At 72.5% G+C, this 21843-nt stretch carries 21 protein-coding genes; 12 read left to right on the forward strand and 9 right to left on the reverse strand.

What is annotated here, in order from left to right; all coding sequences use genetic code 11:
- The first annotated feature begins 75 nt into the window (after positions 1–75).
- Complete coding sequence (locus EDD93_RS07615; RefSeq protein WP_123524434.1) at positions 76–2169, forward strand: ATP-binding domain-containing protein; 2094 nt, start codon at positions 76–78, stop codon at positions 2167–2169.
- Positions 2170–2291: 122 nt separating this feature from the next.
- Here EDD93_RS07615 and EDD93_RS07620 read toward each other — a convergent pair whose 3' ends face one another.
- On the reverse strand, positions 2292–2981 hold the full coding sequence (locus EDD93_RS07620; protein WP_123524435.1) for a copper homeostasis protein CutC: 690 nt from the start codon (positions 2979–2981) through the stop codon (positions 2292–2294).
- Between the two features lie 250 nt (positions 2982–3231).
- On the opposite strand from EDD93_RS07620, the gene EDD93_RS07625 reads away from it, so the two are divergent.
- On the forward strand, positions 3232–5529 hold the full coding sequence (locus EDD93_RS07625) for a cation-translocating P-type ATPase (protein WP_123524436.1): 2298 nt from the start codon (positions 3232–3234) through the stop codon (positions 5527–5529).
- A gap of 34 nt (positions 5530–5563) precedes the next feature.
- On the opposite strand, the gene EDD93_RS07630 is transcribed toward EDD93_RS07625, so the two are convergent.
- On the reverse strand, positions 5564–6226 hold the full coding sequence (locus EDD93_RS07630; RefSeq protein WP_123524437.1) for a GNAT family N-acetyltransferase: 663 nt from the start codon (positions 6224–6226) through the stop codon (positions 5564–5566).
- A 156-nt stretch (positions 6227–6382) separates the two neighbouring features.
- Between EDD93_RS07630 and EDD93_RS07635 the strand changes: the two genes are divergently transcribed.
- Positions 6383–6931, forward strand: a complete 549-nt coding sequence (locus tag EDD93_RS07635) for a hypothetical protein (RefSeq protein ID WP_260255654.1) — start codon at positions 6383–6385, stop codon at positions 6929–6931.
- Between the two features lie 5 nt (positions 6932–6936).
- On the forward strand, positions 6937–7470 hold the full coding sequence (locus tag EDD93_RS07640; RefSeq protein WP_123527633.1) for a hypothetical protein: 534 nt from the start codon (positions 6937–6939) through the stop codon (positions 7468–7470).
- Positions 7471–7483: 13 nt separating this feature from the next.
- On the opposite strand, the gene EDD93_RS07645 is transcribed toward EDD93_RS07640, so the two are convergent.
- The 4 genes from EDD93_RS07645 to EDD93_RS07660 all read right to left on the reverse strand — a co-directional run bounded on the left by EDD93_RS07645 (position 7484) and on the right by EDD93_RS07660 (position 10638).
- Entirely contained in the window at positions 7484–8362 is an 879-nt protein-coding gene (locus tag EDD93_RS07645; RefSeq protein WP_123524439.1) for a biotin-dependent carboxyltransferase family protein, read from the reverse strand.
- On the reverse strand, positions 8359–9108 hold the full coding sequence (locus tag EDD93_RS07650) for an allophanate hydrolase subunit 1 (RefSeq protein ID WP_398903063.1): 750 nt from the start codon (positions 9106–9108) through the stop codon (positions 8359–8361). Before EDD93_RS07650 ends, EDD93_RS07645 begins: the two co-directional genes overlap by 4 nt.
- Positions 9105–9854: a LamB/YcsF family protein gene (locus EDD93_RS07655; protein WP_123527635.1), complete on the reverse strand. Its 750-nt coding sequence runs from the start codon at positions 9852–9854 to the stop codon at positions 9105–9107. The genes EDD93_RS07650 and EDD93_RS07655 overlap by 4 nt, the downstream gene beginning before the upstream one ends.
- Positions 9855–9951: 97 nt before the next feature.
- Positions 9952–10638 carry a maleylpyruvate isomerase family mycothiol-dependent enzyme gene (locus EDD93_RS07660; protein ID WP_123524440.1) on the reverse strand — a complete coding sequence of 229 codons (687 nt, stop codon included), beginning with the start codon at positions 10636–10638 and terminating at the stop codon, positions 9952–9954.
- 95 nt (positions 10639–10733) lie between these two features.
- On the opposite strand from EDD93_RS07660, the gene EDD93_RS07665 reads away from it, so the two are divergent.
- The gene (locus tag EDD93_RS07665) at positions 10734–11408 is read left to right on the forward strand and encodes a hypothetical protein (RefSeq protein ID WP_185092234.1); all 675 of its coding nucleotides are present in this window, start codon (positions 10734–10736) and stop codon (positions 11406–11408) included.
- A 134-nt stretch (positions 11409–11542) separates the two neighbouring features.
- A complete protein-coding gene (locus EDD93_RS07670) occupies positions 11543–12775 on the forward strand; it encodes a Cmx/CmrA family chloramphenicol efflux MFS transporter (protein WP_185092468.1) in 1233 nt (410 codons plus the stop codon).
- A gap of 449 nt (positions 12776–13224) precedes the next feature.
- On the opposite strand, the gene EDD93_RS07675 is transcribed toward EDD93_RS07670, so the two are convergent.
- Both EDD93_RS07675 and EDD93_RS07680 read right to left on the reverse strand, forming a co-directional pair.
- The gene (locus tag EDD93_RS07675) at positions 13225–13497 is read right to left on the reverse strand and encodes a DUF4031 domain-containing protein (RefSeq protein ID WP_123524442.1); all 273 of its coding nucleotides are present in this window, start codon (positions 13495–13497) and stop codon (positions 13225–13227) included.
- Positions 13494–13862 carry a hypothetical protein gene (locus tag EDD93_RS07680; protein ID WP_123524443.1) on the reverse strand — a complete coding sequence of 123 codons (369 nt, stop codon included), beginning with the start codon at positions 13860–13862 and terminating at the stop codon, positions 13494–13496. The genes EDD93_RS07675 and EDD93_RS07680 overlap by 4 nt, the downstream gene beginning before the upstream one ends.
- A 99-nt stretch (positions 13863–13961) precedes the next feature.
- Here EDD93_RS07680 and EDD93_RS07685 point away from each other — a divergent pair, with 99 nt between their 5' ends.
- From EDD93_RS07685 to EDD93_RS07695, 3 genes are all read left to right on the forward strand, one after another.
- Complete coding sequence (locus tag EDD93_RS07685; protein ID WP_123460791.1) at positions 13962–14879, forward strand: MurR/RpiR family transcriptional regulator; 918 nt, start codon at positions 13962–13964, stop codon at positions 14877–14879.
- Between the two features lie 104 nt (positions 14880–14983).
- The gene (gene murQ, locus EDD93_RS07690) at positions 14984–15949 is read left to right on the forward strand and encodes an N-acetylmuramic acid 6-phosphate etherase (RefSeq protein ID WP_123524444.1); all 966 of its coding nucleotides are present in this window, start codon (positions 14984–14986) and stop codon (positions 15947–15949) included.
- 38 nt (positions 15950–15987) lie between these two features.
- Positions 15988–17529 (forward strand): PTS transporter subunit EIIC, encoded by a 1542-nt coding sequence (locus EDD93_RS07695; protein WP_123524445.1) that lies wholly within the window; start codon positions 15988–15990, stop codon positions 17527–17529.
- Positions 17530–17650: 121 nt separating this feature from the next.
- On the opposite strand, the gene EDD93_RS39350 is transcribed toward EDD93_RS07695, so the two are convergent.
- A complete protein-coding gene (locus EDD93_RS39350) occupies positions 17651–17851 on the reverse strand; it encodes a DUF6059 family protein (RefSeq protein ID WP_148083840.1) in 201 nt (66 codons plus the stop codon).
- A gap of 207 nt (positions 17852–18058) precedes the next feature.
- Between EDD93_RS39350 and EDD93_RS39540 the strand changes: the two genes are divergently transcribed.
- The 3 genes from EDD93_RS39540 (at position 18059) to EDD93_RS07705 (ending at position 21831) form a co-directional block, all read left to right on the forward strand.
- A complete protein-coding gene (locus EDD93_RS39540) occupies positions 18059–18232 on the forward strand; it encodes a hypothetical protein (RefSeq protein ID WP_185092235.1) in 174 nt (57 codons plus the stop codon).
- Positions 18229–20562 carry a TOMM precursor leader peptide-binding protein gene (locus EDD93_RS07700; protein WP_123524446.1) on the forward strand — a complete coding sequence of 778 codons (2334 nt, stop codon included), beginning with the start codon at positions 18229–18231 and terminating at the stop codon, positions 20560–20562. Before EDD93_RS39540 ends, EDD93_RS07700 begins: the two co-directional genes overlap by 4 nt.
- A gap of 183 nt (positions 20563–20745) precedes the next feature.
- Complete coding sequence (locus tag EDD93_RS07705) at positions 20746–21831, forward strand: sensor histidine kinase (RefSeq protein ID WP_260255655.1); 1086 nt, start codon at positions 20746–20748, stop codon at positions 21829–21831.
- The last annotated feature ends 12 nt before the right edge of the window (positions 21832–21843 follow it).

Raw genomic sequence — 21843 nt, forward strand, 5'->3', positions numbered from 1 at the left:
ACCGCATCGCCCCCGGTGAACGGCCGGGGACGGGAAGCGGTCCGCCGTCCTGCGTTGAATGCCGGAGGCAACACCGTGCCCGCGCACGAACACGAAAGCGACACCACCACCGACCCCCTGGCTCATGAACGCGCCCATCTCGCCGCCTCGCGCGCCGCGCTGCGCGCCATGCGCGAGGACGCCCAGGCCCTGAACATCCGCGATGTCACGGCGAACTGGGTGAACGCCGCAGTGCTGCAGGCCCAGATCACCGACCGCATCAAGTCGCTGGCCGACCTCTCCCACACCCCGCTCTTCTTCGGGCGCCTGGACTACCTCCACGTGGTCGGCGCGGAGAAGGCCGAGGGCGCGGAGGGCGAGCAGTTCTACATCGGGCGCCGCCATGTCCACGACGCCGACGGCGACCCGATGGTGATCGACTGGCGGGCGCCGGTCTCCCAGCCGTTCTACCGGGCGTCCCGCAACGAGCCGCTCGACGTCGGCCAGCGGCGCCGCTTCGGCTACACCGGCGGCGAGCTGACCGCGTACGAGGACGAGCACCTCACCGACCCCGCCGAGACGACGCAGACCAGCAAGCTCCTCCAGGCGGAGATCGAGCGGCCGCGCGTCGGCCCGATGCGTGACATCGTCGCGACGATCCAGCCGGAACAGGACGAGATCGTCCGCAGCGAGCTGGGCGGCTCGGTCTGCGTGCAGGGCGGCCCCGGCACCGGGAAGACCGCCGTCGGCCTGCACCGGGTCGCGTATCTGCTCTACGCGCACCGGGAACGGCTGGCCCGCACCGGGACGCTGGTCATCGGGCCGAACCGGTCCTTCCTGCACTACATCGAGCAGGTGCTGCCGGCCCTCGGTGAGCTGGAGGTCAAGCAGGCGACCGTCGACGACCTGGTGACCACGCACATCGAGGTACGGGGCACGGACGAGGCCCCGGCCGCCGTCGTGAAGGGCGATGCCCGGATGGCGGAGGTGCTGCGGCGGGCGATCCGTTCGCACGTGACGCCGCCGGTGGAGCCGGTGATGGTGGTGCGCGGCTCGCGCCGCTGGCGGGTGCCCGCGTACGAGATCGAGGAGATGGTCGACGAGCTGCTGGCCCGCGACATGCGGTACGGGGCGGCGCACGAGGCTCTTCCGCAGCGCATCGCGCACGCCGTGCTGGTGCGGATGGAGGAGGCGGGCGAGGCGCCCGACGACCGGGTGCAGAACGCGGTGGCGCGCAACCCCGCCGTCAAGGCGGCGGTGAAGGCGGTCTGGCCCTCGGTCGAGCCGGCGAAGCTGGTGCTGCGGCTGCTGTCCGACCCGGAGTTCCTGGCCGCGCAGGCGGAGGGGCTGCTGACCGAGGACGAGCAGAAGACGATCCTGTGGAGCAAGCCGGCCCGCAGCGTGAAGTCCGCGAAGTGGTCGGCGGCGGACGCGGTGCTGATCGACGAGGCGAACGACCTGGTGGCGCGCACGCACTCGCTGGGCCATGTGGTGATCGACGAGGCGCAGGACCTCTCCCCCATGCAGTACCGGGCGGTGGGCCGGCGCTGCTCGACCGGTTCGGCCACGGTCCTCGGGGACCTGGCGCAGGGCACGACGCCGTGGTCGACGCAGAGCTGGGAGCAGGCGCTGCACCACCTGGGCAAGTCCGACGCGGTGGTGGAGGAGCTGACGGCCGGTTTCCGTGTGCCGCGCGAGGTGATCGCGTACGCGTCCCGGCTGCTGCCGGTGATCTCCCCGGGCCTGGCGGCGGTCGAGTCGGTGCGTGAGTCGCCGGGTTCGCTGTCGGTACGGGAGGTACCGGGTGTGGAGGCGCCGGATACGGGGGCGCTGGACGCGGCGGTGGTCGGGGCCTGCGAGGAGTCGCTGAAGCAGGAGGGTTCGACCGGCCTGATCGCCGCCGACGCCCGTATCCCGGCGCTGGCGGCCGCCCTGACGGCGGCGGGCCACAGCTACCTCTCCCCCGGCGAGGAGACGACCGCCGAGTCCCGGCTGACCCTGGTCCCGGCGTCACTGGCGAAGGGCCTGGAGTACGACTACGTGGTGCTGGACGAGCCGGCGGCCGTCGTCGACGGCGAACCGGACGAGCGAACCGGCCTGCGCCGCCTGTACGTGGCCCTGACCCGAGCGGTCTCCGGCCTCATCGTGGTCCATGCGACCCGACTGCCGGACCGCCTGACAACCTCGTAGAACCCGAGGCCGAAAAACCAAGCCCCTCCGGCGATTGAGGAGCGGGGGTCCGGGGGCGGGGCCCCCGCTCCACGGACCGGGCCCCCGCCCACCGCAGGACGAACCCCGGCGGCTCCGCCGCCCTACGCGTCGAGCACCGCCCGCCACTCCCGTACCGCCGCCGCGTCCACCGGACCCGACCAGCCGTAGGGCCGCGCCGCGCCGCCGATGTGGACGGCGTCGATCCCCGCCTCCAGCAGTTCCGGCAGGTGGTCGAGGCGCAGCCCGCCCCCGACGAGGATCTGCGGCTCGTACCCCGGCTCCCCCTTGCGCGCGGACTCGACCAGCAGCGTGGGGATGCCGTCGTCCACCCCGGCCGCCGATCCCGCCGTGAGGTACGTGTCCAGCCCCGGCAGGTCCGCGAGCGCCTTGCGCAGGGCATCCCGGTCGGGGGCGCGGTCGATCGCGCGGTGGAAGGTCCAGGCGCAGCCGTCCAGCTCCGCGATGATCCGCTCGACCGCGACGAGGTCCGGGCGGCCCTCCTCGTCCAGGAAGCCGAACACGAACTCATCCGCGCCCGCCGCCCGCAGCTCGCGCGCCTTGCCCACGAGTACGTCGATGTCACCGGCCGCGAAGCCGTCCGCCACTCTGAGCATCACCCGCAGGGGGATGTCCACCGCGGCGCGGATCGCCGCGAAGGTCGCACAGGACGGGGTGAGGCCGTCCGCCGCCATGTCGGTGACCAGCTCAAGCCGGTCCGCACCACCCGCCTGGGCAGCGACCGCGTCCTCCGCGTCGAGAGCGATCACCTCCAGGACTGCACGGTTGCTCATGGGAACCCAATCCTCCAGGAAGCAGCTATAGGTCTAGTCCAATGACCAGCCTACGGGCCGAGCGGCCCAGGACACAGCCTCACCGCGCAGGTGAAGATACGCGAGGTCAGAGGCGTGCCAGGCGACCGGACAGCCGGAATCCGCGCACCCATCACCGGCCATCCTTGCGGATCGATAGGGGTAGGGGGTATACCTGAATCAGCACCACATACCCCCCAGGGGTATAAATGATCCCTACCGAGGAGGCCCCGTGTCCGCGCAGACCGCAGCCACCGCCGGCGCCACCGGTACCACCAGCACCACGGGTACCGGCGCCACAGAGGTCGAGCTCGCCATCGGCGGCATGACCTGCGCCTCGTGCGCGGCGCGTATCGAGAAGAAGCTGAACCGGATGGACGGGGTCGAGGCCACCGTCAACTACGCCACCGAGAAGGCCAGGGTCAGCTACCGGGGCGAGGACGTCTCCGTACAGGACCTGATCGCCACCGTCGAGAAGACCGGGTACACCGCGCAGGAGCCCGCTCCCCCGGTGCGGGCGCAGGAGGCACCGGCCGAGACGGCCGAGGCCGACGAGCTCCGCCCGCTGCGGCAGCGGCTGATCACCTCGGTCCTGCTCGCGGTGCCGGTGATCGCGATGTCGATGATCCCGGCGCTCCAGTTCGACAACTGGCAGTGGCTCTCACTGACCCTCGCCGCACCCGTCGTCACGTACGCCGGCTGGCCCTTCCACCGGGCCGCGTGGACCAACGCCCGGCACGGCGCGGCCACCATGGACACCCTGGTCTCGGTCGGCACCTCCGCCGCGTTCCTGTGGTCGCTGTGGGCGCTCTTCTTCGGCACCGCCGGGATGACCGGCATGACGCACCCCTTCGAGCTGACCATCGGCCGCAGCGACGGCGCCGGGAACATCTACCTCGAAGCCGCCGCCGGAGTCACCGCGTTCATCCTGGCCGGGCGCTACTTCGAGGCCCGCTCCAAGCGGAAGGCGGGCGCCGCGCTGAAGGCCCTGCTCGAACTGGGCGCCAAGGAGGTCACCGTCCTGCGCGACGGCCGCGAGGTCATCGTGGACACGGCGGACCTCCAGGTCGGGGACCGCTTCCTGGTCCGGCCCGGCGAGAAGATCGCCACCGACGGCACCGTCGTCGAGGGCAACTCGGCGGTGGACGCCTCCATGCTCACCGGCGAGTCGGTTCCCGTCGAGGTCGGCACCGGGGACCCGGTGACCGGTGCCACGCTCAACGCGGGCGGCCGGCTCGTCGTCGAGGCGACCCGGATCGGCTCCGACACCCAGCTGGCCCGGATGGCGAAGCTGGTCGAGGACGCGCAGAACGGCAAGGCGGCGGCCCAGCGGCTCGCGGACCGGATCTCGGCGGTCTTCGTCCCCGTGGTGATCCTGCTCGCGCTCGGCACGCTCGGCTTCTGGCTGGCCACCGGCTCGGGCCTGACCGCCGCGTTCACCGCAGCCGTCGCCGTACTGATCATCGCCTGCCCCTGCGCCCTGGGCCTCGCCACACCCACCGCCCTCATGGTCGGCACCGGACGCGGCGCGCAGCTCGGCATCCTGATCAAGGGCCCGGAAGTCCTGGAGACCACCCGCCGCGTCGACACGATCGTCCTCGACAAGACCGGCACCGTCACCACCGGCAAGATGACCCTCCAGGCCGTCCACACCACCCCCGGCACCACCGAAACCGACGTCCTGCGCCTCGCCGGCGCCCTGGAACACGCCTCCGAACACCCCATCGCCCAGGCCGTCGCCACCGGAGCCACCGAACGCACCACCAGCCCGCTGCCGACCCCCGAGGACTTCACCAACGTCCCCGGACTCGGCGTCCAGGGCGTCGTCGAGGGCCATGCCGTCCTCGTCGGCCGCGAACAGCTGCTGGCCGAGTGGGAGATCCACCTCCCCGTGGAGCTGGCGCGCCGCAAGGCCGAGGCCGAGGCGGCGGGCCGTACGGCGATCGCGGTCGCCTGGGACGGCGAGGCGCGGGCGGTCCTGGAGGTGGCCGACGCGGTGAAGGACACCAGTGCCGAGGCGATCGTGCGGCTCCGCGCACTCGGACTGACGCCGATCCTGCTGACCGGTGACAATCGGGCGGTGGCGGAGTCGGTCGCGGCCGAGGTCGGTATCGAAAAGGTGTACGCGGAGGTCATGCCCGAGGACAAGGTCGACGTCGTCAAGCGCCTCCAGGCGGAGGGCCGTTCGGTCGCGATGGTCGGGGACGGCGTGAACGACGCGGCAGCCCTCGCCCAGGCCGACCTGGGCCTCGCGATGGGCACCGGCACGGACGCGGCGATCGAGGCCGGGGACCTGACCCTGGTCCGGGGCGACCTGCGGGCCGCAGCCGACGCGATCCGGCTGTCGCGCAGGACGCTGGGCACCATCCGGACGAACCTGTTCTGGGCCTTCGCCTACAACGTGGCCGCCCTGCCGCTGGCCGCCGCAGGCCTGCTGAACCCGATGATCGCGGGTGCGGCCATGGCGTTCTCGTCGGTGTTCGTGGTCGGCAACTCGCTGCGGCTGCGGGGCTTCCGCGCCGGGGCGTGACCGGCCGCGCCCTCCCGCCCCGGGCGGCCGGGGCTCAGCTCCCTCCGGGGAGCCGGGCCTGCGGCCGCCCTTCGGCACGTCCGCGTGCGAGGCGCTCTTCGAGCCGCGCCCGGACGTCCGGCCACTCCTCGGCGGTGATCGAGAAGATCGCGGAGTCCCGCAGCCGCCCGTCCTCGCCCGGCACCGAGGACCGGGACCAGTTCCGCAGCACGCCCTCGAACCGGGCGCCCACCCGCTCGATCGCGGCTCGCGAACGGGCGTTGCGGGCATCGGTCTTCAGGTCCACCCGCTCCACACCCCACGTCTCGAACGCGTGCCGGAACAGCAGGTACTTGGACTCGGTGTTCACCCCCGTGCCCTGGGCGGAGGCGCCGAGCCAGGTGTACCCGACCTCGATCGCGCTCAGGACGTCCTCGTCCAGCCAGTGCCGGGGCTCCCAGTACGCCGTCGCCCCGACGATCCGCCCGGACTCCCGGTCCACCTGCGCGTACGGGGCCAGCTTCCCGGACGCGGCACGGGCCAGCTGTGCGTCGACGTACTCCTCGGCCTCGGCGGGGCTTCCCGGCACCCAGGTGAACCGGTAGGAGCTGCGGTCCTCCCGCGCGGCCCCGAGCAGATCCTCCGCATGCCGGTGCGCCAACGGTTCGAGGCGCACCCGCGTGCCTTCCAGCACCGGTCCCTCCAGCGTGAAACCCATAGCTGACCCTTCAATCGGCGGCGCGGCCACCCGCCCCCCGGGCCCGAAGCGTCCCAAAGGGGCCGCCCCCTGTCGCGTGAATATCGCCTGCCGGACGGCCGCTCAACAGGGCGGCCGTATGGCCTCGTTGTCAGTGGCCGCGCTTAGCCTTCCGGCATGATCAGCTGGATGCACGATTCGTTTCCCGGCCACGAGGTGAACCTCGTCCTCACCCGTGGCCAGTCCCCTGACGCCCTCACGGCGGGCCTGCGCGCAGTGAACCGCGAGCCGCTCGCCCACGGCGAGGCGGGCGGCTGGGCGTGGGCGGTGCACGACATGGTGGACGAGGGGTCCGAGGACTACGAGGGGGTCGACTACCGGCCCCTGTGCCCCGAGGGCGCGGAGCTCGTGGTGTTCGTGACCGAGCCGTGCAGCGCGAAGGCGCACGGGCCCGAGTTCCACTACCTGCGCGACGGTGTCCCGACCCTGTACTTCAGCTTCGAGGACATCGGCCAGCGGCTGGGCGCGAACCCCGACTACATATCGGCGGAGCTCCTCGCCGCGAACCTCATCGGCCCGGACGCCGAGTGCGAGAAGTGGCGCACCGACGAGAGCCACCACTGCGACGAGCACGAGGACGGTGCGCGGGAGCGGCTGGTGAAGACGATCGCCGAGGCCTTCGCCCTGCCGTCGCCCCCGCTCGCACGTGAGGTGGCGGCCAAGTGAACCCGATGGCTCCGAACACCTACCTCACCTATGCCAGAGGCCTGGACCTGCCCACCCTCACCGCCATCCACGCCGAGGCGACGCTGCCCGTCCGCACATCGGGCGAGTCGAACGGCTGGGCCTGGGTGACACACGACGCGACCACCGTCAGCGGTGAGACGGTCACGTCCCTGGCGCGCGACATCACCGGATTCCGCTACGAGGAGCGGTTCGGCGGGCCCGACCGGGTGGATACGGTCTTCCTGGCCTCCACACCCGCGTGCGAGTGCCCGCACGGGCAGCACTACGCGATCCCGCACTGCGAGGACCACCCGTTCACCTACTCCTACAGCCGGGGCGGGTTCGAGCTGGACTACTTCAACATCGGAATGCGCCGCGAGGCGCACCGCAGCGGCGACCTGCTGATCCGGGGGCTGCTCGACGCCGGGATCGTCGGCCGGGAGACCCCCGTGTACGACACCGATCCGGCGTACAACGCCGACGGCTCGGTGACGTTGCGGATCATCACCGACCACTTCGGACTGCCCGTCGCGAACTGAGCGGCGCCCCCGGTCACCTCGCGGTGAGCACGAACCGCACCACCGTCCCCGGGGTCACCCGCGCCGCTCCGGCCAGCGCGGGTTCCGGGACGACGCCGGCCACCGGGTAGCCGCCCGTCGTCGGATGGTCGTTCAGGAACACCACCGGGCGGCCGTCCGGCGGGATCTGGACCGCGCCGAGCACCATGCCCTCGCTGGGCAGTTCGCCCTGCCGGGCACGTTCCGGCGCGGGCCCTTCGGTGCGCAGCCCGATCCGGTTGCTCTGCTCCGAGACGCGGTACGCGGCGGTGGTGAGCGTGCGCAGTCCGGCGGAGGTGAACCAGGTGTGGCGGGGGCCGAAGACCACCGGGAGCACGAGTTCGGCGGGCACCCCCGGCCACGGCACCGCCGCCGCCTCTCCCCCCGCCCCCGGGTGCCCGGCCGGCGGGGGCGGGCCGAGCGGCAGCACGTCGCCGTCGCTCAGGGGCGCCGGGCCGAGCCCGGAGAGCAGGTCGGCGGACCGGCTGCCGAGCACCGGCTCCGGTTCCAGGCCGCCCGCGAACGCCAGGTACGAGCGCACCCCGCGCACGGCGGGGCCCGCGTCCAGCACCGCGCCCGCCGGCACCCGGACCGCCGCGCCCCACGCCACCGGCCGCCCGTCCACCGTCACCCGGCAGGGCGCACCGCCGACGACCACCCGCACCGCGCGGTCCGGGCGGACCGCGCAGCCGGTGACGGTCGTCTCCAGGAGCGCGGCGGTGACGGAGTTGCCGGCCAGCCGGTTGGCGAGCCGGGCGGACGGCGCGTCCAGGGCCCCGGCCCGTCCCACCCCCAGGTGGGCGTGGCCGAAGCGTCCCTCGTCCTGCACGGTGGTCAGGGCCCCGGCGCGCACGACCTCGATGCCCGCGCTCACGCCTGCGCCCGGGAAGCCGGAGCGGAAGCGGAAGCCGAAGGAGATCCCGTACCCGTAGCCGTACCTGATCCCGGCCCCGTACCGGCCTCTACGAAGCGGACGCGCGCCCCGGGCACCAGCAGTGCGGGTGGCTCGCGGTCCGGGTCCCACAGGGCGGCCGGGTCCGGCATGCGGCCGATCAGCTGCCAGCCGCCGGGGGACGGGCGCGGGTACACACCGGTGTACGGGCCGGCCAGGGCCACCGCACCGGCCGGGACCCGGGTGCGCGGGGTGGACCGGCGGGGCAGGTGGAGGTGGCCGGGCAGCCCCGTCAGGTAGCCGAAGCCGGGGGCGAACCCGCAGAAGGCGACCCGGAACTCCGTCCCGGAGTGGAGGGCGGCCACCTCTGCGGTGGCGATCCCCCACGCCGCCGCGACCTCGGCCAGGTCGGGGCCGTCGTACACGACGGGGATCTCCACCGCAGGACCGGCGGCCCGCCGCAGCGGCGGCACCCGCCAGGCCGCCAGCTCACGGGCGAGTGCGGCCGGGTCGTGCGCGATGCCGTCCAGGAGAACCGTCCGCGCACCGGGCACCACCTCGCGCACGCCGGGCAGTTCACCGGCCGCGCGGCGCCGCAGCACCTCCGCGTGGAAGGCTTCCGTCTCCTCGCCGGAGCCGAGCTCGACCAGCAGGGCGCCGGCTCCGGCGGCCAGCACGACCGGCGCGGGGCCGTGCCCCGTCCGCTCCCCCTCCGGCGCCGTACTCACGCGAACGCCCGGACCGCGACGCCCGCCCCTTCCAGCGCGGCCCGGACCCGCCGGGCGATCGCCGCAGCTCCGGGGGTGTCGCCGTGGACGCACAGGGAGCGCGCCGCGACCGCGATCCGGCCGCCGTCGGCCGCGAGCACGCTCCGGTCCACCGCGATCCCGACGCTGCGGCGCACCACCTCGTCCGCGTCGTGCACGACCGCGTCCGGCTCGGTGCGCGGGACGAGCGTGCCCTGCGGGGTGTACGCGCGGTCCGCGAAGGCCTCCTCGACCGCCGTCAGCCCCGCGTCGGCGGCCCGTGCGAGCAGCCGGGAGCCGGGCAGCCCGAGGACGGCGGGGCTGCCGCCCGCCAGCCGGACGCCCTCGATCACCGCGCCCGCCTGCTCGTCGTCGTGGACCGCGCGGTTGTAGAGGGCGCCGTGCGGCTTGACGTACGAGACGGTGGCCCCGGCCGCCTCGGCGAACACCCGCAACGCGCCGATCTGGTAGGCCACTTCGGCGGCCAGCTCGTCGGACGGGACGTCCATGGAGCGGCGGCCGAACCCGGCCAGGTCGCGGTACGAGACCTGCGCGCCGATCCGTACGCCCCGTTCGGCCGCCGTGTCGCAGACCCGCCGCATCACCGAGGGGTCCCCCGCGTGGAAGCCGCACGCCACGTTGGCGCTGGTCACGCACGCGAGGAGCGCCTCGTCGTCGGTGAGCGACCAGCGCCCGAACCCTTCGCCGAGATCCGCGTTGAGGTCCATGGGAGCGGCCGGGGCCGACGCGTCCCCCCGGTCCGCCGGATTCATCAGATTCGTCACGAAGCGCACGTTAGCGTCTGCGCGCACGGGAAGTGCGGGTTCAGAACACGGACAGCTCGCTCTCCTTCACGCCCTCCAGCTCGTACCGGGTCCCCACCAGCGGCCGGTCCGCGTACAGCCGGATCAGCGTCGCCCCGTCGCCCCGGTACCGGCCGGGGGCGCGGCCCTCCTGCTCGGTGCCGATGGTCAGCTCGCCGCCGTCCTCCAGCCGGGCGATCAGCAGCGGCGTCTTGCGGCGCCGGGCGAACGGGGCCAGGAGCCTGAGCGCGTGCGGCAGCCCGTCGCCCCGGTAGGCCCCTTCGAGCCCCCACGCCTCGCGGACGTCCCCGGCATGGATCCACTCCCCGAGGGCCACCCCGTCCAGCACCCCGCCCGCCTTGGCGATCGCGGCCCCGGCCTCGGCCATGCCCTGCTCCAGCTCGTCCACCACCTGCGCGTTCGTCCAGCCGGCCCGCTCGGCGATGTCGCGGTCGTTGCACTCGGGGCTGAAGACGTCCGGTTCGAAGCGGCTCTCCACCACCCGGTTCAGCACGGAACCGCAGTGCGCGAGTACGTGCCGCACCGTCCAGCCGGGACAAGCGGTGCGCAGGGCGAAATCGCTGTCGCCGGCGGAGCGCAGCAGCGGGAGGAGGGCGTCGCGCTCGGTGCGCAGGAGGAGACCGGGCAGCTCGGGATCGCGCTCGAGGTCATGTGCGGTGTCGCGTGCGGTGTCGCGTTCGTCAGCCATGCCCCCAGCCAACCATCCTGCGTGCCGCCTGACTTGGCGTTCGGCGGACGAGCGGCCCGCGCACCGGCGGTGGGCGAGGCCGTAACCTCGGAGTCATGGACGACGACACCGCTCAGGCCCGCCGCCGCAGCCCGGACGACGCGCTGCGGCGCCGCTGGCGCGACTGCCTGGTCCGCGCCCGGGGCGGGGCCGAGGGACCGGACCCGCTGCCGTACGCCGACAACCTGCTGGCGCGCTGGGCCGAGCCCCAGCGCAAGTACCACTCCACCGCCCATCTGACGGCGGTCCTGGACCGCGTGGACACGCTCGCCGCCCATGCCCCGGACGCGGACGCCGTACGGCTCGCCGCCTGGTTCCACGACGCGGTCTACCGCCCCGACCGCTCCGGGAACGAGGAGCGCAGCGCCGTCCTCGCCGAGCGCGCGCTGCCCGAGGCCGGGGTGCCCGCCGCGACGGCCGCCGAGGTGGCCCGGCTGGTCCGGCTCACGGTCACGCACGACCCGGCCGCCGGTGACCGGAACGGCGAGGCGCTGTGCGATGCGGACCTGGCGATCCTGGCGTCGTCACCGAAGGACTACGCGCAGTACGCGGCCCAGGTGCGTGAGGAGTACGGCTTCGTGCCGGACGACGCGTTCCGGGAGGGGCGGGCGGCCGTGCTGCGCCAGCTCCTGGAGCTGCCGAGGCTGTTCCGTACGCCGCACGGGGCGGCCGAGTGGGAGTCAGCGGCCCGGCACAACCTGCGCACGGAACTGGCACTGCTCGCGCGCTGAGCGGACACAGGGGCAGGTCACCGGCCCCGCGGCCTACCGGCACGACCGGCCGGCCGGACACCCGGGCGGGAATGCGACAGGCGTACGCACTGTTGAGGTGTGTCATGCCTGACTCTGCCGCTCGCCGCTCGCGCATGCCCCTGGCCGTATACATACTCGGCCTCTCCGTCTTCGCCCTCGGCACCAGCGAGTTCATGCTCTCCGGACTGCTGCCGCCCATCGCCGACGACATGAACGTGTCGATCCCGCGCGCCGGGCTCCTCATATCCGCCTTCGCGATCGGCATGGTGGTGGGCGCCCCGCTGCTCGCCGTCGCGACGCTGCGGCTGCCGCGCCGCACCACTCTCATTTCGCTGATCTCGGTCTTCGGGCTCGGCCAGATCGCGGGCGCGCTCGCGCCTACGTACGAGATCCTCTTCGCGTCCCGGGTGGTCAGCGCCTTCGCGTGCGCCGGGTTCTGGGCCGTGGGCTCGGCCGTCGCCATCGCGATGGTCCGGGTCGACCAGCGGGCGCGCGCCATGGCCGTGATGATCGGCGGGCTGTCCATCGCCAACGTGCTCGGGGTGCCGCTGGGCGCCTTCCTCGGGGAGAACCTCGGCTGGCGGTCGGCGTTCTGGGCGGTCGGTGTGGCCTCCGTGATCGCCCTGGCCGGGGTCGCGACACTGATTCCCCGTATCCCGGTACCTGCCCAGAGGCCGCAGCTGAAGCGCGAGGTGGGCATCTACCGCGACCGGCAGGTGTGGCTGTCCATCACGATCACCGCGCTCGCGGCGGGCGGGGTGTTCTGTGCGTTCAGCTACCTCGCGCCGGTGCTCACGGACGTCGCCGGGCTGGACTCCGGCTGGGTGCCCGCCGTTCTCGCGCTGTTCGGGGCCGGTGCGCTGATCGGTACGACGATCGGCGGCCGGGTCGCGGACGCGCACCTCTTCGGGGTGCTGCTGAGCGGCATCACGGCGTCCACGGTCTTCCTGGCGGCGCTGGCGCTGTTCGCCTCCAACCAGGTCGCCGTGATCGTGCTCTCGTTCCTGCTGGGCCTGTCGGCGTTCTACACGGCCCCCGCCCTGAACGCCCGGATGTTCAACGTGGCGGGCGCCGCCCCCACGCTGGCCGGTGCGACGACCACCGCCGCGTTCAACAGCGGCAACACCGGTGGGCCCTGGCTGGGCGGCGCGGTGATCGACGCGGACTTCGGGTTCGCGGCGACCGCGTGGGCGGGTGCGGCGATGACCGTGCTGGCGCTGGTGGCCGTGGTCCTCTCGCTGCGGCTGCAGCGCGACCGGGGCGCGTCGTCGCGGCTGGTGACGGGCTCGTCGGCCGCCGCGTCGCTGGACGAGGCGGCACGGCCCGCGCCCTCGACTGCGGGCTGAGCGCGGGCGGCGAGGGGGCGGATGCCGTCCAGCACGGGCGCGGGCAGTCCGCCCCTCCACCCGGGCCCGGTGCTTCTGTTTCCCGCTGTGCTTCTTTTTCCTCTGCTGCCCTTCAAAGGCTGTTGATCTCCTGGTTGCCGGGTGTCGCGCTCCTGGTTGCCGGGTGTCGCGCCGCCCGTCTGTTTACGGGGAATTGACATCCGGCAGCAAGAGCAGAAGCCGGGAGGGACGGCCGAAGCCGGAGCTTGTGGACGTGGCGCCCGACACGGCTGCGGAGAGTTGCAGGCCGATTCATCCGAACTGCCGCCCCCGGAAAGGGGATTAATGGGAGGGCTCGACAGGACGACGGGCAATTCCGCCCCCGATCCGGCAACTTGGCGTCGGATTTCAGGAATTGGGCGGTTACCCGGGCGGGGAATCGGGCCGTCCACACCGCCGGCGGCTGCGCGTTATCCCGGCGCCGGCCGGCCCTTCGGGCGGCGCAGGCCCGCCTCGGTGATGCGGCGGACCAGTTCCTTCGAGCCGATCTGCCGGGCACCGGCCCGCACGGCGTCCTCGTACCGGGCCTCCGGCACGTCGTAATGGTCCCGCTCGAAGGCCCGCTCCGGGCAGCCGATCGACGCCGCGAAGGCGTGCAGCTCGTCGAACGACTCGTCGCTGACCAGGTGCGACCAGAACCGCCCGTGGCCCGGCCAGTCCGGCGGATCGATGTAGACGGTCACGGCCGCGGTATCCCACCGAGCGCACCGACCGGGGCGACCGCGACGGCGGCCTTCGTACAGACCCAGTGCGGGTCCGGGCCCAGCTCCGGTTCGACGTCGAGTGCGTGCGGGTCGCCCGAGTCGCAGACCGGGCACAGCGGCCAGCGGCCGTACTGCTCCAGGAGCGCGTCCTGGACGTCCTGGGCCACGAGACCGACGACGAATTCCACCCCCTGCGGCCACTGCTCGACCCACCAGCGGCGGTGCGTCACCGCGTCCTCGACCATCGAGACGATCTGCGCCTGAGCCACGTCTCCGGCGGCGAGGTCGGCCATGACGAGTGCGCGGGCGGTGTGCAGCGCCTGCTCCAGGGGATTCAGCTCCATCCCTCTATTGTCCACCTGCGCGCGCCGGAGCCTCCCGCCGCCAGAGGTCAGGACCAAAGAGGGGTTGACGGACCCGGGTCCTGAAAATATCTTTCAAATGTGACCAATGACCTGAAGGAAAGTTTCAGCGCTGATTCGCCGCCCGCCCCGGCCGCCCTCGCCGCCAAGGTGCGCACGCTCGCGCCGTCCATGACGCGCTCCATGCAGCGGGTCGCCGAGGCGGTCGCGGGCGATCCGGCCGGCTGCGCCGCGCTGACGGTCACCGGTCTCGCCGAGCTCACCGGCACCAGCGAGGCCACGGTGGTCCGCACCGCCCGCCTCCTGGGCTACCCCGGCTACCGCGACCTGCGCCTCGCGCTCGCCGGTCTCGCCGCCCACCAGCAGTCCGGCCGGGCGCCCGCCGTCACCGCCGACATAGCGGTCGACGACCCGATCGCGGACGTGGTCGCCAAGCTCGCCTACGACGAGCAGCAGACCCTCGCGGACACGGCCGCCGGGCTCGACACCGTGCAGCTCGGTGCCGCCGTGGCCGCCGCCGCAACGGCCCGCCGGATCGACATCTACGGGGTCGGCGCCTCCTCGCTCGTCGGCCAGGACCTGGCCCAGAAGCTGGCCCGGATCGGCCTGATCGCGCACTCCAACATGGACCCGCACCTCGCGGTCACCAACGCCGTGCAGCTGCGCGCCGGTGACGTGGCCATCGCGATCACGCACTCCGGCTCGACGGGTGACGTCATCGAGCCGCTGCGGGTCGCCTTCGACCGGGGCGCGACGACGATCGCGATCACCGGCCGCCCCGACGGGCCGGTCACGCAGTACGCCGACCACGTGCTGACCACGTCCACGGCCCGCGAGAGCGAGCTGCGCCCGGCGGCCATGTCGAGCCGTACGAGCCAGCTCCTCGTCGTCGACTGCCTGTTCATCGGGGTCGCACAGCGCACCTACGAGACGGCCGCCCCGGCCCTCGCCGCGTCCTACGAGGCGCTGGCCCACCGCCACAACCCCCGCACCCGCTGACGGCCGCCGACCCGCCCGCGTAACGCACCGCACCCGCACCCGCACCCGCACCCGCACCCGCACCCGCAGAACCGTACGAGTTCAAGAAAGCAGAGCCGCTCTCCATGACCTCCATCACCGACGCCGACGCCACCGCACCCGACGGATACGGCGAGCTGCGCGCCCAGCTCGAAACCCTCACCACCGAGGCGTTCCGCCCCGAGCTGGCCGACATCGACCAGCTGGCCACCGCGGAGATCGCCCGGATCATGAACGGCGAGGACCAGACCGTCCCCGCCGCCGTCGCCGCCCGGCTGCCCGAGATATCCGCCGCGATCGACGCCACCGCGGCACGCATGGCCCGCGGCGGCCGGCTGATCTACGCGGGCGCCGGCACCGCGGGCCGCCTCGGTGTGCTGGACGCCAGCGAGTGCCCGCCCACCTTCAACACCGACCCCGCCGACGTGGTCGGTCTGATCGCGGGCGGCCCGTCCGCGATGGTCACCGCCGTCGAGGGCGCCGAGGACAGCAAGGAGCTGGCCGCCGCCGACCTGGCCGCGCTGGGGCTCACGGCCGATGACACCGTCGTCGGCATCTCCGCCTCCGGCCGCACGCCGTACGCGATCGGTGCCGTCGAGCACGCCCGCGCCGAGGGGGCCCTGACCATCGGCCTGTCCTGCAACGCGGACTCCGCCCTGGGCGCCGCCGCCGAGCACCCCGTCGAGGTCGTCGTCGGCCCGGAGCTGCTCACCGGCTCCACCCGGCTCAAGGCGGGCACGGCCCAGAAGCTCGTCCTCAACATGCTCTCGACGATCACGATGATCCGGCTCGGCAAGACGTACGGAAACCTCATGGTCGACGTCCGCGCCTCCAACGAGAAGCTGCGTGCCCGCTCCCGGCGGATCGTCTCGCTGGCCACCGGCGCCTCGGACCAGGAGATCGAGGCCGCGCTCGCCGCCACCGACGGCGAGGTGAAGAACGCCATCCTGACCATCCTCGGCCAGGTCGACGGCCCCACCGCCGCCACGCTCCTGTCCGACTCGGACGGCCACCTGCGCGCCGCGCTCGCCGCCGCCCCCCGCACCACCTAGACCCTCCCCCCTCCCCGCACAGCAAGGCACCACGCACCATGGCTACAGAAGACAAGAACCGCGCCACTGCCGCCGCGATCCTTCCGCTCGTCGGTGGCACCGCGAACGTCAGCTCCATCGCCCACTGCATGACCCGGCTCCGGCTGGGCCTGCACGACCGCTCGCTCGTGCAGGACGATGCGCTGAAGGCCGTCCCCGCAGTCATGGGCGTGGTCGACGACGACACGTACCAGATCGTCCTCGGTCCCGGTACGGTCGCCCGCGTCACGCCGGAGTTCGAGAAGCTCGTCGAGGAGGGGCGGGCCGCGACCCCGGCGGCCGCCCCCGCCCCCGCCCCGGCCGCCGGGGCCCCGCTCACCGCGGAGGAACTGGCCGCGCAGGGTGCCGGGATGAAGGCGGCCAGGAAGGCGAAGAACGCGACGCCGTTCAAGCTGTTCCTGCGGAAGATCGCCAACATCTTCGTCCCGCTGATCCCGGCCCTGATCGGCTGCGGCATCATCGCGGGGCTGAACGGCCTGCTGGTCAACCTGGAGTGGCTGCCCTCGGTCACCCCGGCACTGGCGGCGATGGCCTCGGGCTTCATGGCGCTGATCGCGGTGTTCGTCGGCTACAACACGGCGAAGGAGTTCGGCGGTACGCCGATCCTCGGCGGTGCGGTCGCGGCCATCATCGTCTTCCCGGGCGTCGCGAACATCGAGGCGTTCGGCCAGAAGCTCTCCCCCGGCCAGGGCGGCGTCCTGGGTGCCCTGGGCGCGGCGGTGCTCGCGGTGTACGTGGAGAAGTGGTGCCGCCGCTGGGTCCCGGAGGCGCTGGACGTCCTGGTCACCCCGACCCTGACGGTCCTGATCTCCGGCCTGGTGACGATCTTCGGCCTGATGTACGTGGCCGGTGAGGTGTCCACCGCGATCGGTACGTTCGCGGACTGGCTGCTGTCCAACGGCGGCGCGGGCGCGGGTCTGGTCCTCGGCGGGTTCTTCCTCCCGCTGGTCATGCTGGGCCTGCACCAGGCGCTGATCCCGATCCACACCACGCTGATCGAGCAGCAGGGCTACACCGTCCTGCTGCCGATCCTCGCCATGGCCGGCGCCGGCCAGGTCGGTGCGGCCATCGCGGTCTACTTCCGCCTCCCGCGCAACGAGTCGATCCGCAAGACGATCAAGTCCGCGCTGCCCGCAGGGTTCCTGGGCGTCGGGGAGCCGCTGATCTACGGTGTCTCGCTGCCGCTGGGCCGCCCGTTCATCACGGCGTGCGTGGGCGGTGCGTTCGGCGGCGCGTTCGTCGGCTTCTTCAACCAGCTCGGTGACGCGGTCGGCTCCACCGCGATCGGTCCGTCCGGCTGGGCCCTGTTCCCGCTGCTCGACGGCAACCACGGACTGGGCGCGACGATCGCGATCTACGCGGGCGGCCTGGTCGTGGGCTACCTGGCCGGCTTCGTCGCCACGTACTTCTTCGGCTTCAGCAAGGACCTGCTGACGGAGTTCAACGTGTCGCAGGAACCGGCCACGTCCCCGGCGACAGCGCCGGAGCCGTCCACCGCGACGGCCGCTCCCGCAGCGGCCAAGGCCCCTGCCGGGGTCTGAACCGTCGAGTGACACCAGGGCGGCACCCGGTTCCGGGTGCCGCCCTCCTCGCTGCCCGCACCGGGGCGGATACCGGCGAGGAGGGCGGCACCACCGGCATCCGCTCGCGGACGCCGGCCCCTCAGAGTTCGATGTCGCTGAGCTGGTGGTCCATCGCGCGTTCCACCGCGCTCAACGGGATGTCGGGGCGCACCCGTTCCAGGTCGCGCGGGTGCGGGGGCGCGTCCTCGGGTACGTGCACCCATATCGAACCGGCCCCGATGAGTGCGCGGTAGACGCAGCGCACCATGCGAGCGCCCAATTCGAACCATGAACGACGCATATGCGGGCTCAGCTCCCCTGCCACCGGAACGGACTGCCGAGCGTTCCGCAGCCCTCCTGAGCGTCGCTAAAGAGCCCCGGGCCGCAGGCGCGTGAGAACTTCACGCCCCACTGATGACAGGGGCACTGCCTGGCACAAGGCGCCTCTCGCAGAATCATCACAACGGAACGCAGGCCATTCCCTGACGAAGAAAAGGATCGTGAATCCATGGACAGCGTCATATCGAACGGCGTTCAGAGTCTCGACGAGATCACCGCGCAGTCCACCGGTTCCTCCGGCCAGAAACTGGTGATCGAGCATCTCGACCTCGTCTCGGACCAGCACATCGCACTGCTGAGCTGGTGCATTCGCACCGAGCCGCTCGGACAAGTCCCGGCATGACCGGGCGGGGGGCAAGGGACGTCCGGGCGGCACTGCCGGACGACACCGCACTGGTGGGGTTCAAGCGCCATCTGCGCCCGACCGTCATCCCGGGGGAGGCGACGTACCTGGTGTCCCCCCGGAATGTCACGGCGCTGTACGGCGCCCATGCCGAAGTGCTGGTGCCGTTGCTCGACGGCACCAGGAGCATCCGCTCCGTGCTGCACGCCGCGGCACCGGCGCTGACCGCCGAGGAAGCCGGCACCTCGTTGCGGGCCCTGACCGGCTCGGGGCTGCTGAACTTCCGCCCCGCGCCGTCGGAGGGCGCCCCCGCCCCCCTCGGCGACCCGGTGGCCGAGGCGTACTGGGACCTGGCCGGCCTCGACGGCGGACAGGCCTCGGCGGAACTGGCCGCCGCCAGCGTGCGGATCGTGACGGTGGGCGACCTGGACACCGGGGCCGTGGAGGACGCCTGCCGGGACTCCCGGATCTCGGTGGCGCCCCCCGGCTCCGCCGCCGGGCTCACCCTCGTCCTGTGCGACGACTACCTGGCCCCCGGGCTCCGTGAGGTGGACGCCGCACACCGGGCGAGCGGCACGCCGTGGCTGATCGCCAAGGTGTCCGGTGCGGATCCGTGGGTGGGTCCGGTCTTCCGGCCCGGCCGCGGCCCGTGCTGGTCCTGCCTCGCGGTCCGGCTGCGCGGCCACCGCGGCTCGGAGTGGCCCGTGCGGCGCGCGCTGGGCCTGGACGGGCCGCTCACCCGGCCGTCGGCCTCCCTGGCGGCCGGCCGCTCCATCGCCGCGCACATCGTGGTGCTCGAAACGGCGAAGTGGCTGGCCGGAATGCGCTATCCCTCGCAGGATCTCGTCCACACCCTGGACACCCTCTTGCTCCGGGTCGCCACCCACCCCGTGAGCAGGCTGCCGCAATGTGCGGTCTGCGGCGATCCGGGTCTGGTCGCGCGGACCGTACGCGCGCCCTTCCGGCCCGTGTCACGGCTGAAGGCCGAGCAGGAGCTGGGCGGCGACCGCGCACTGACCCCCGACGAGATGCTCGACCGGTACGGGCATCTGGTCAGCCCGGTCACCGGGATCGTCAAGGAGATCCGGCGCGCCCCGCACACCCCGGACTTCGTCGCCAGTTACCTCTCGGGCCACAATCTCGCCGTCAGCCCCCACACCCTCGCCGGGCTCCGCGCCGGACTGCGCGCGCTCAGCGGCGGCAAGGGCCTCACCAGCACTGAGGCCCGGACAAGCGCCCTGTGCGAGGCGGTGGAGCGCTTCAGCGGCACCCGGCAGGGTGACGAGCCGGTGGTGCGGGACAGCTACCGGGCGCTGGGGCCGGTGGCCGTGCACCCCAACTCCTGTCAGCTGTACGACGAGAGGCAGTACCGCACCCGTGACGCGTGGAACCGGGGCCGCTCCCATTTCCAGTACGTGCCCCGGCCGTTCGACGAGGACAAGCCGACCGACTGGACACCGGTGTGGTCGCTGACGGGGCAGACCCAGCGGTTGCTGCCCACCTCGATGCTCTACTTCGGCAACGGCTCGACCGCCGGCGACGCGGGCACCCGCGACGGCCTGCTGGCCGATTCCAACGGCAACGCGGCGGGCAGCAGCCCCGAGGACGCTCTGGTCCAGGGGTTCCTGGAGTTGGTCGAGCGGGACGCGGTCGCACTGTGGTGGTACAACCGCACACGGCAGCCGGCCGTCGACCTCGACGCCTTCGACGCGCCCTACGTCCGGCGCATCCGGGACGGCTACCGCAGGATCGACCGCGAGCTGTGGGTGCTGGACCTGACTTCGGACTTCGGGATCCCGGTCATGGTGGCGCTGTCACGGCGCGACGACAAGCCCGCTCAGGACGTGATCTTCGGATTCGGGGCGCACTTCGACCCGCGAACGGCGCTGCGACGGGCACTGACCGAAATGGGCCAGCTGCTGCCGGCGGTTTCCATGGCCAGGGGCGACGGCACGGGCTATGCCCTCGACGATCCGGAGCTGTGTACCTGGTGGCGCACAGCCACCGTTGACAATCAGCCATATCTGCAACCGGACCCAGGCATCAGGGCACGGAAACCGGCCAGTTGGCCCTTCGCACCCCACCCTGACCTGCTCACCGATGTAGAAGCCATCACCCGGCTCGTGCAGGCCCGCGGCATGGAACTGCTGGTCCTGAACCAGACTCGCCCCGACCTGGACATGCCTGTGGTCAAGGTCATAGTGCCGGGCATGCGGCACTTCTGGGCCAGACTCGGGCCCGGCCGCCTCTACCAAGTTCCGGTTGATTTAGGAAGGTTGACGGCGCCAACTACTTACGAGGAACTCAACCCCATTCCGCTCTTCGTCTGAGACGGAATCCAGCCACACCCCCTCGACCTCTTCCCATATGATCCCCAAAAAACGCACACATTTGCGAAAGAGGAGGCTGTGGGAGCGGAACCGAGCGTCGCGTCCGGCGAAAGAGAACGCCACCCGGAGGTACACGCCTACAGGCATATTCCACGTGAACACGGCAAGAACCTTCCGGGTCCCGTGCTGGCGCGGGTAATCCTCCGGGTGGTCGTGCTGAGTTATCTGATCATCACCGCGCTGAATATCCTCGCCACCGATCTCTCCGCGGGCGTCAAATTTCTCGGCGTCGCCGTACTCACCGCGGTCTTCGTGATCCAGCTCGTCCACTCGACGCCGGACGCCAACCGCGCGTCGGTCCCGCGCAAGTGCCTCACCCTGGGCGCCCAGGCCCTGCTCACGTATCTGCCGGTCCTGCTCTTCGGCGTGCAGTGGGGGTCGATGGCCGGCTTCCTGGCCGGTTCGCTGCTGCTCATGATGCCGCAGCGGCTCGGCTGGACCCTGTACGGCCTGGTGGGCGTCAGCATGTTCGTACCGCCCCTGCTGCTGGGCCTTTCGGCGGTGGGCGCCTTCTACGCGGGGATGAGCACGCTCCTGACCGGTCTCGTCGTCTACGGGCTCACGCGCCTTGCCGAGCTGATCCAGGAGTTGCACAGTGCCCGCGACGAGGTCGCCCGCATGGCGGTGACGCAGGAGCGGCTGCGGTTCTCCCGGGACCTGCACGACCTGCTCGGCTACAGCCTGTCCGCGATCACGCTCAAGAGTGAGCTGATCCACCGGCTGATTCCGATGCAGCCCGACCGGGCCGTGGCGGAGGTCGAGGACGTCCTCGGCATCTCCCGGCAGTCCCTGGCCGATGTCCGCCGGGTGGCCAGCGGCTTCCGGGACATGTCGCTGCCCCAGGAGATCGAGACCGCCGAATCCGTGCTGATGGCCGCCAATGTGGACGTCGAGGTCAAGGGCGCGATCTGCGACGTCAGCCAGCAGATCGAGAACGTACTGGCGGCGGTACTGCGCGAGGCGGTGACCAACGTCCTGCGTCACAGCGAGGCCCAGAGGTGCGTCATCGAGGCCTCGCAGCGGCAGGGAAGCGTCCGGCTCTCGGTGCTCAACGACGGTACGGACCCGCTGCACCGCGACCCGTCGCCGCACAGCGGGAGCGGCCTCGGCAACCTTCAGCTGCGACTGCGCGAGGTCGGCGGGAGCCTCGCCTCCGGGCTGGCTGCCGACGGTGGGTTCCACGTGCGGGCGGAGGTTCCCACGCCGTGAACGGGCCGGGGC

It is taken from the genome of Streptomyces sp. 840.1 (assembly GCF_003751445.1).
Lineage (GTDB): Bacteria > Actinomycetota > Actinomycetes > Streptomycetales > Streptomycetaceae > Streptomyces.

Excerpts from the sequence above, each read along its gene's own strand:
- EDD93_RS07620 (WP_123524435.1), bottom strand. The coding sequence starts at position 2,981 with ATGAGCAACCGTGCAGTCCTGGAGGTGATCGCTCTCGACGCGGAGGAC.
- EDD93_RS07630 (WP_123524437.1), bottom strand. The coding sequence starts at position 6,226 with ATGGGTTTCACGCTGGAGGGACCGGTGCTGGAAGGCACGCGGGTGCGC.
- EDD93_RS07635 (WP_260255654.1), top strand. The coding sequence starts at position 6,383 with ATGATCAGCTGGATGCACGATTCGTTTCCCGGCCACGAGGTGAACCTC.
- EDD93_RS07640 (WP_123527633.1), top strand. The coding sequence starts at position 6,937 with ATGGCTCCGAACACCTACCTCACCTATGCCAGAGGCCTGGACCTGCCC.
- EDD93_RS07655 (WP_123527635.1), bottom strand. The coding sequence starts at position 9,854 with ATGGACCTCAACGCGGATCTCGGCGAAGGGTTCGGGCGCTGGTCGCTC.
- EDD93_RS07660 (WP_123524440.1), bottom strand. The coding sequence starts at position 10,638 with ATGGCTGACGAACGCGACACCGCACGCGACACCGCACATGACCTCGAG.
- EDD93_RS07665 (WP_185092234.1), top strand. The coding sequence starts at position 10,734 with ATGGACGACGACACCGCTCAGGCCCGCCGCCGCAGCCCGGACGACGCG.
- EDD93_RS07670 (WP_185092468.1), top strand. The coding sequence starts at position 11,543 with ATGCCCCTGGCCGTATACATACTCGGCCTCTCCGTCTTCGCCCTCGGC.
- EDD93_RS07680 (WP_123524443.1), bottom strand. The coding sequence starts at position 13,862 with ATGGAGCTGAATCCCCTGGAGCAGGCGCTGCACACCGCCCGCGCACTC.
- murQ (WP_123524444.1), top strand. The coding sequence starts at position 14,984 with ATGACCTCCATCACCGACGCCGACGCCACCGCACCCGACGGATACGGC.
- EDD93_RS07695 (WP_123524445.1), top strand. The coding sequence starts at position 15,988 with ATGGCTACAGAAGACAAGAACCGCGCCACTGCCGCCGCGATCCTTCCG.
- EDD93_RS39350 (WP_148083840.1), bottom strand. The coding sequence starts at position 17,851 with ATGCGTCGTTCATGGTTCGAATTGGGCGCTCGCATGGTGCGCTGCGTC.
- EDD93_RS39540 (WP_185092235.1), top strand. The coding sequence starts at position 18,059 with ATGGACAGCGTCATATCGAACGGCGTTCAGAGTCTCGACGAGATCACC.
- EDD93_RS07700 (WP_123524446.1), top strand. The coding sequence starts at position 18,229 with ATGACCGGGCGGGGGGCAAGGGACGTCCGGGCGGCACTGCCGGACGAC.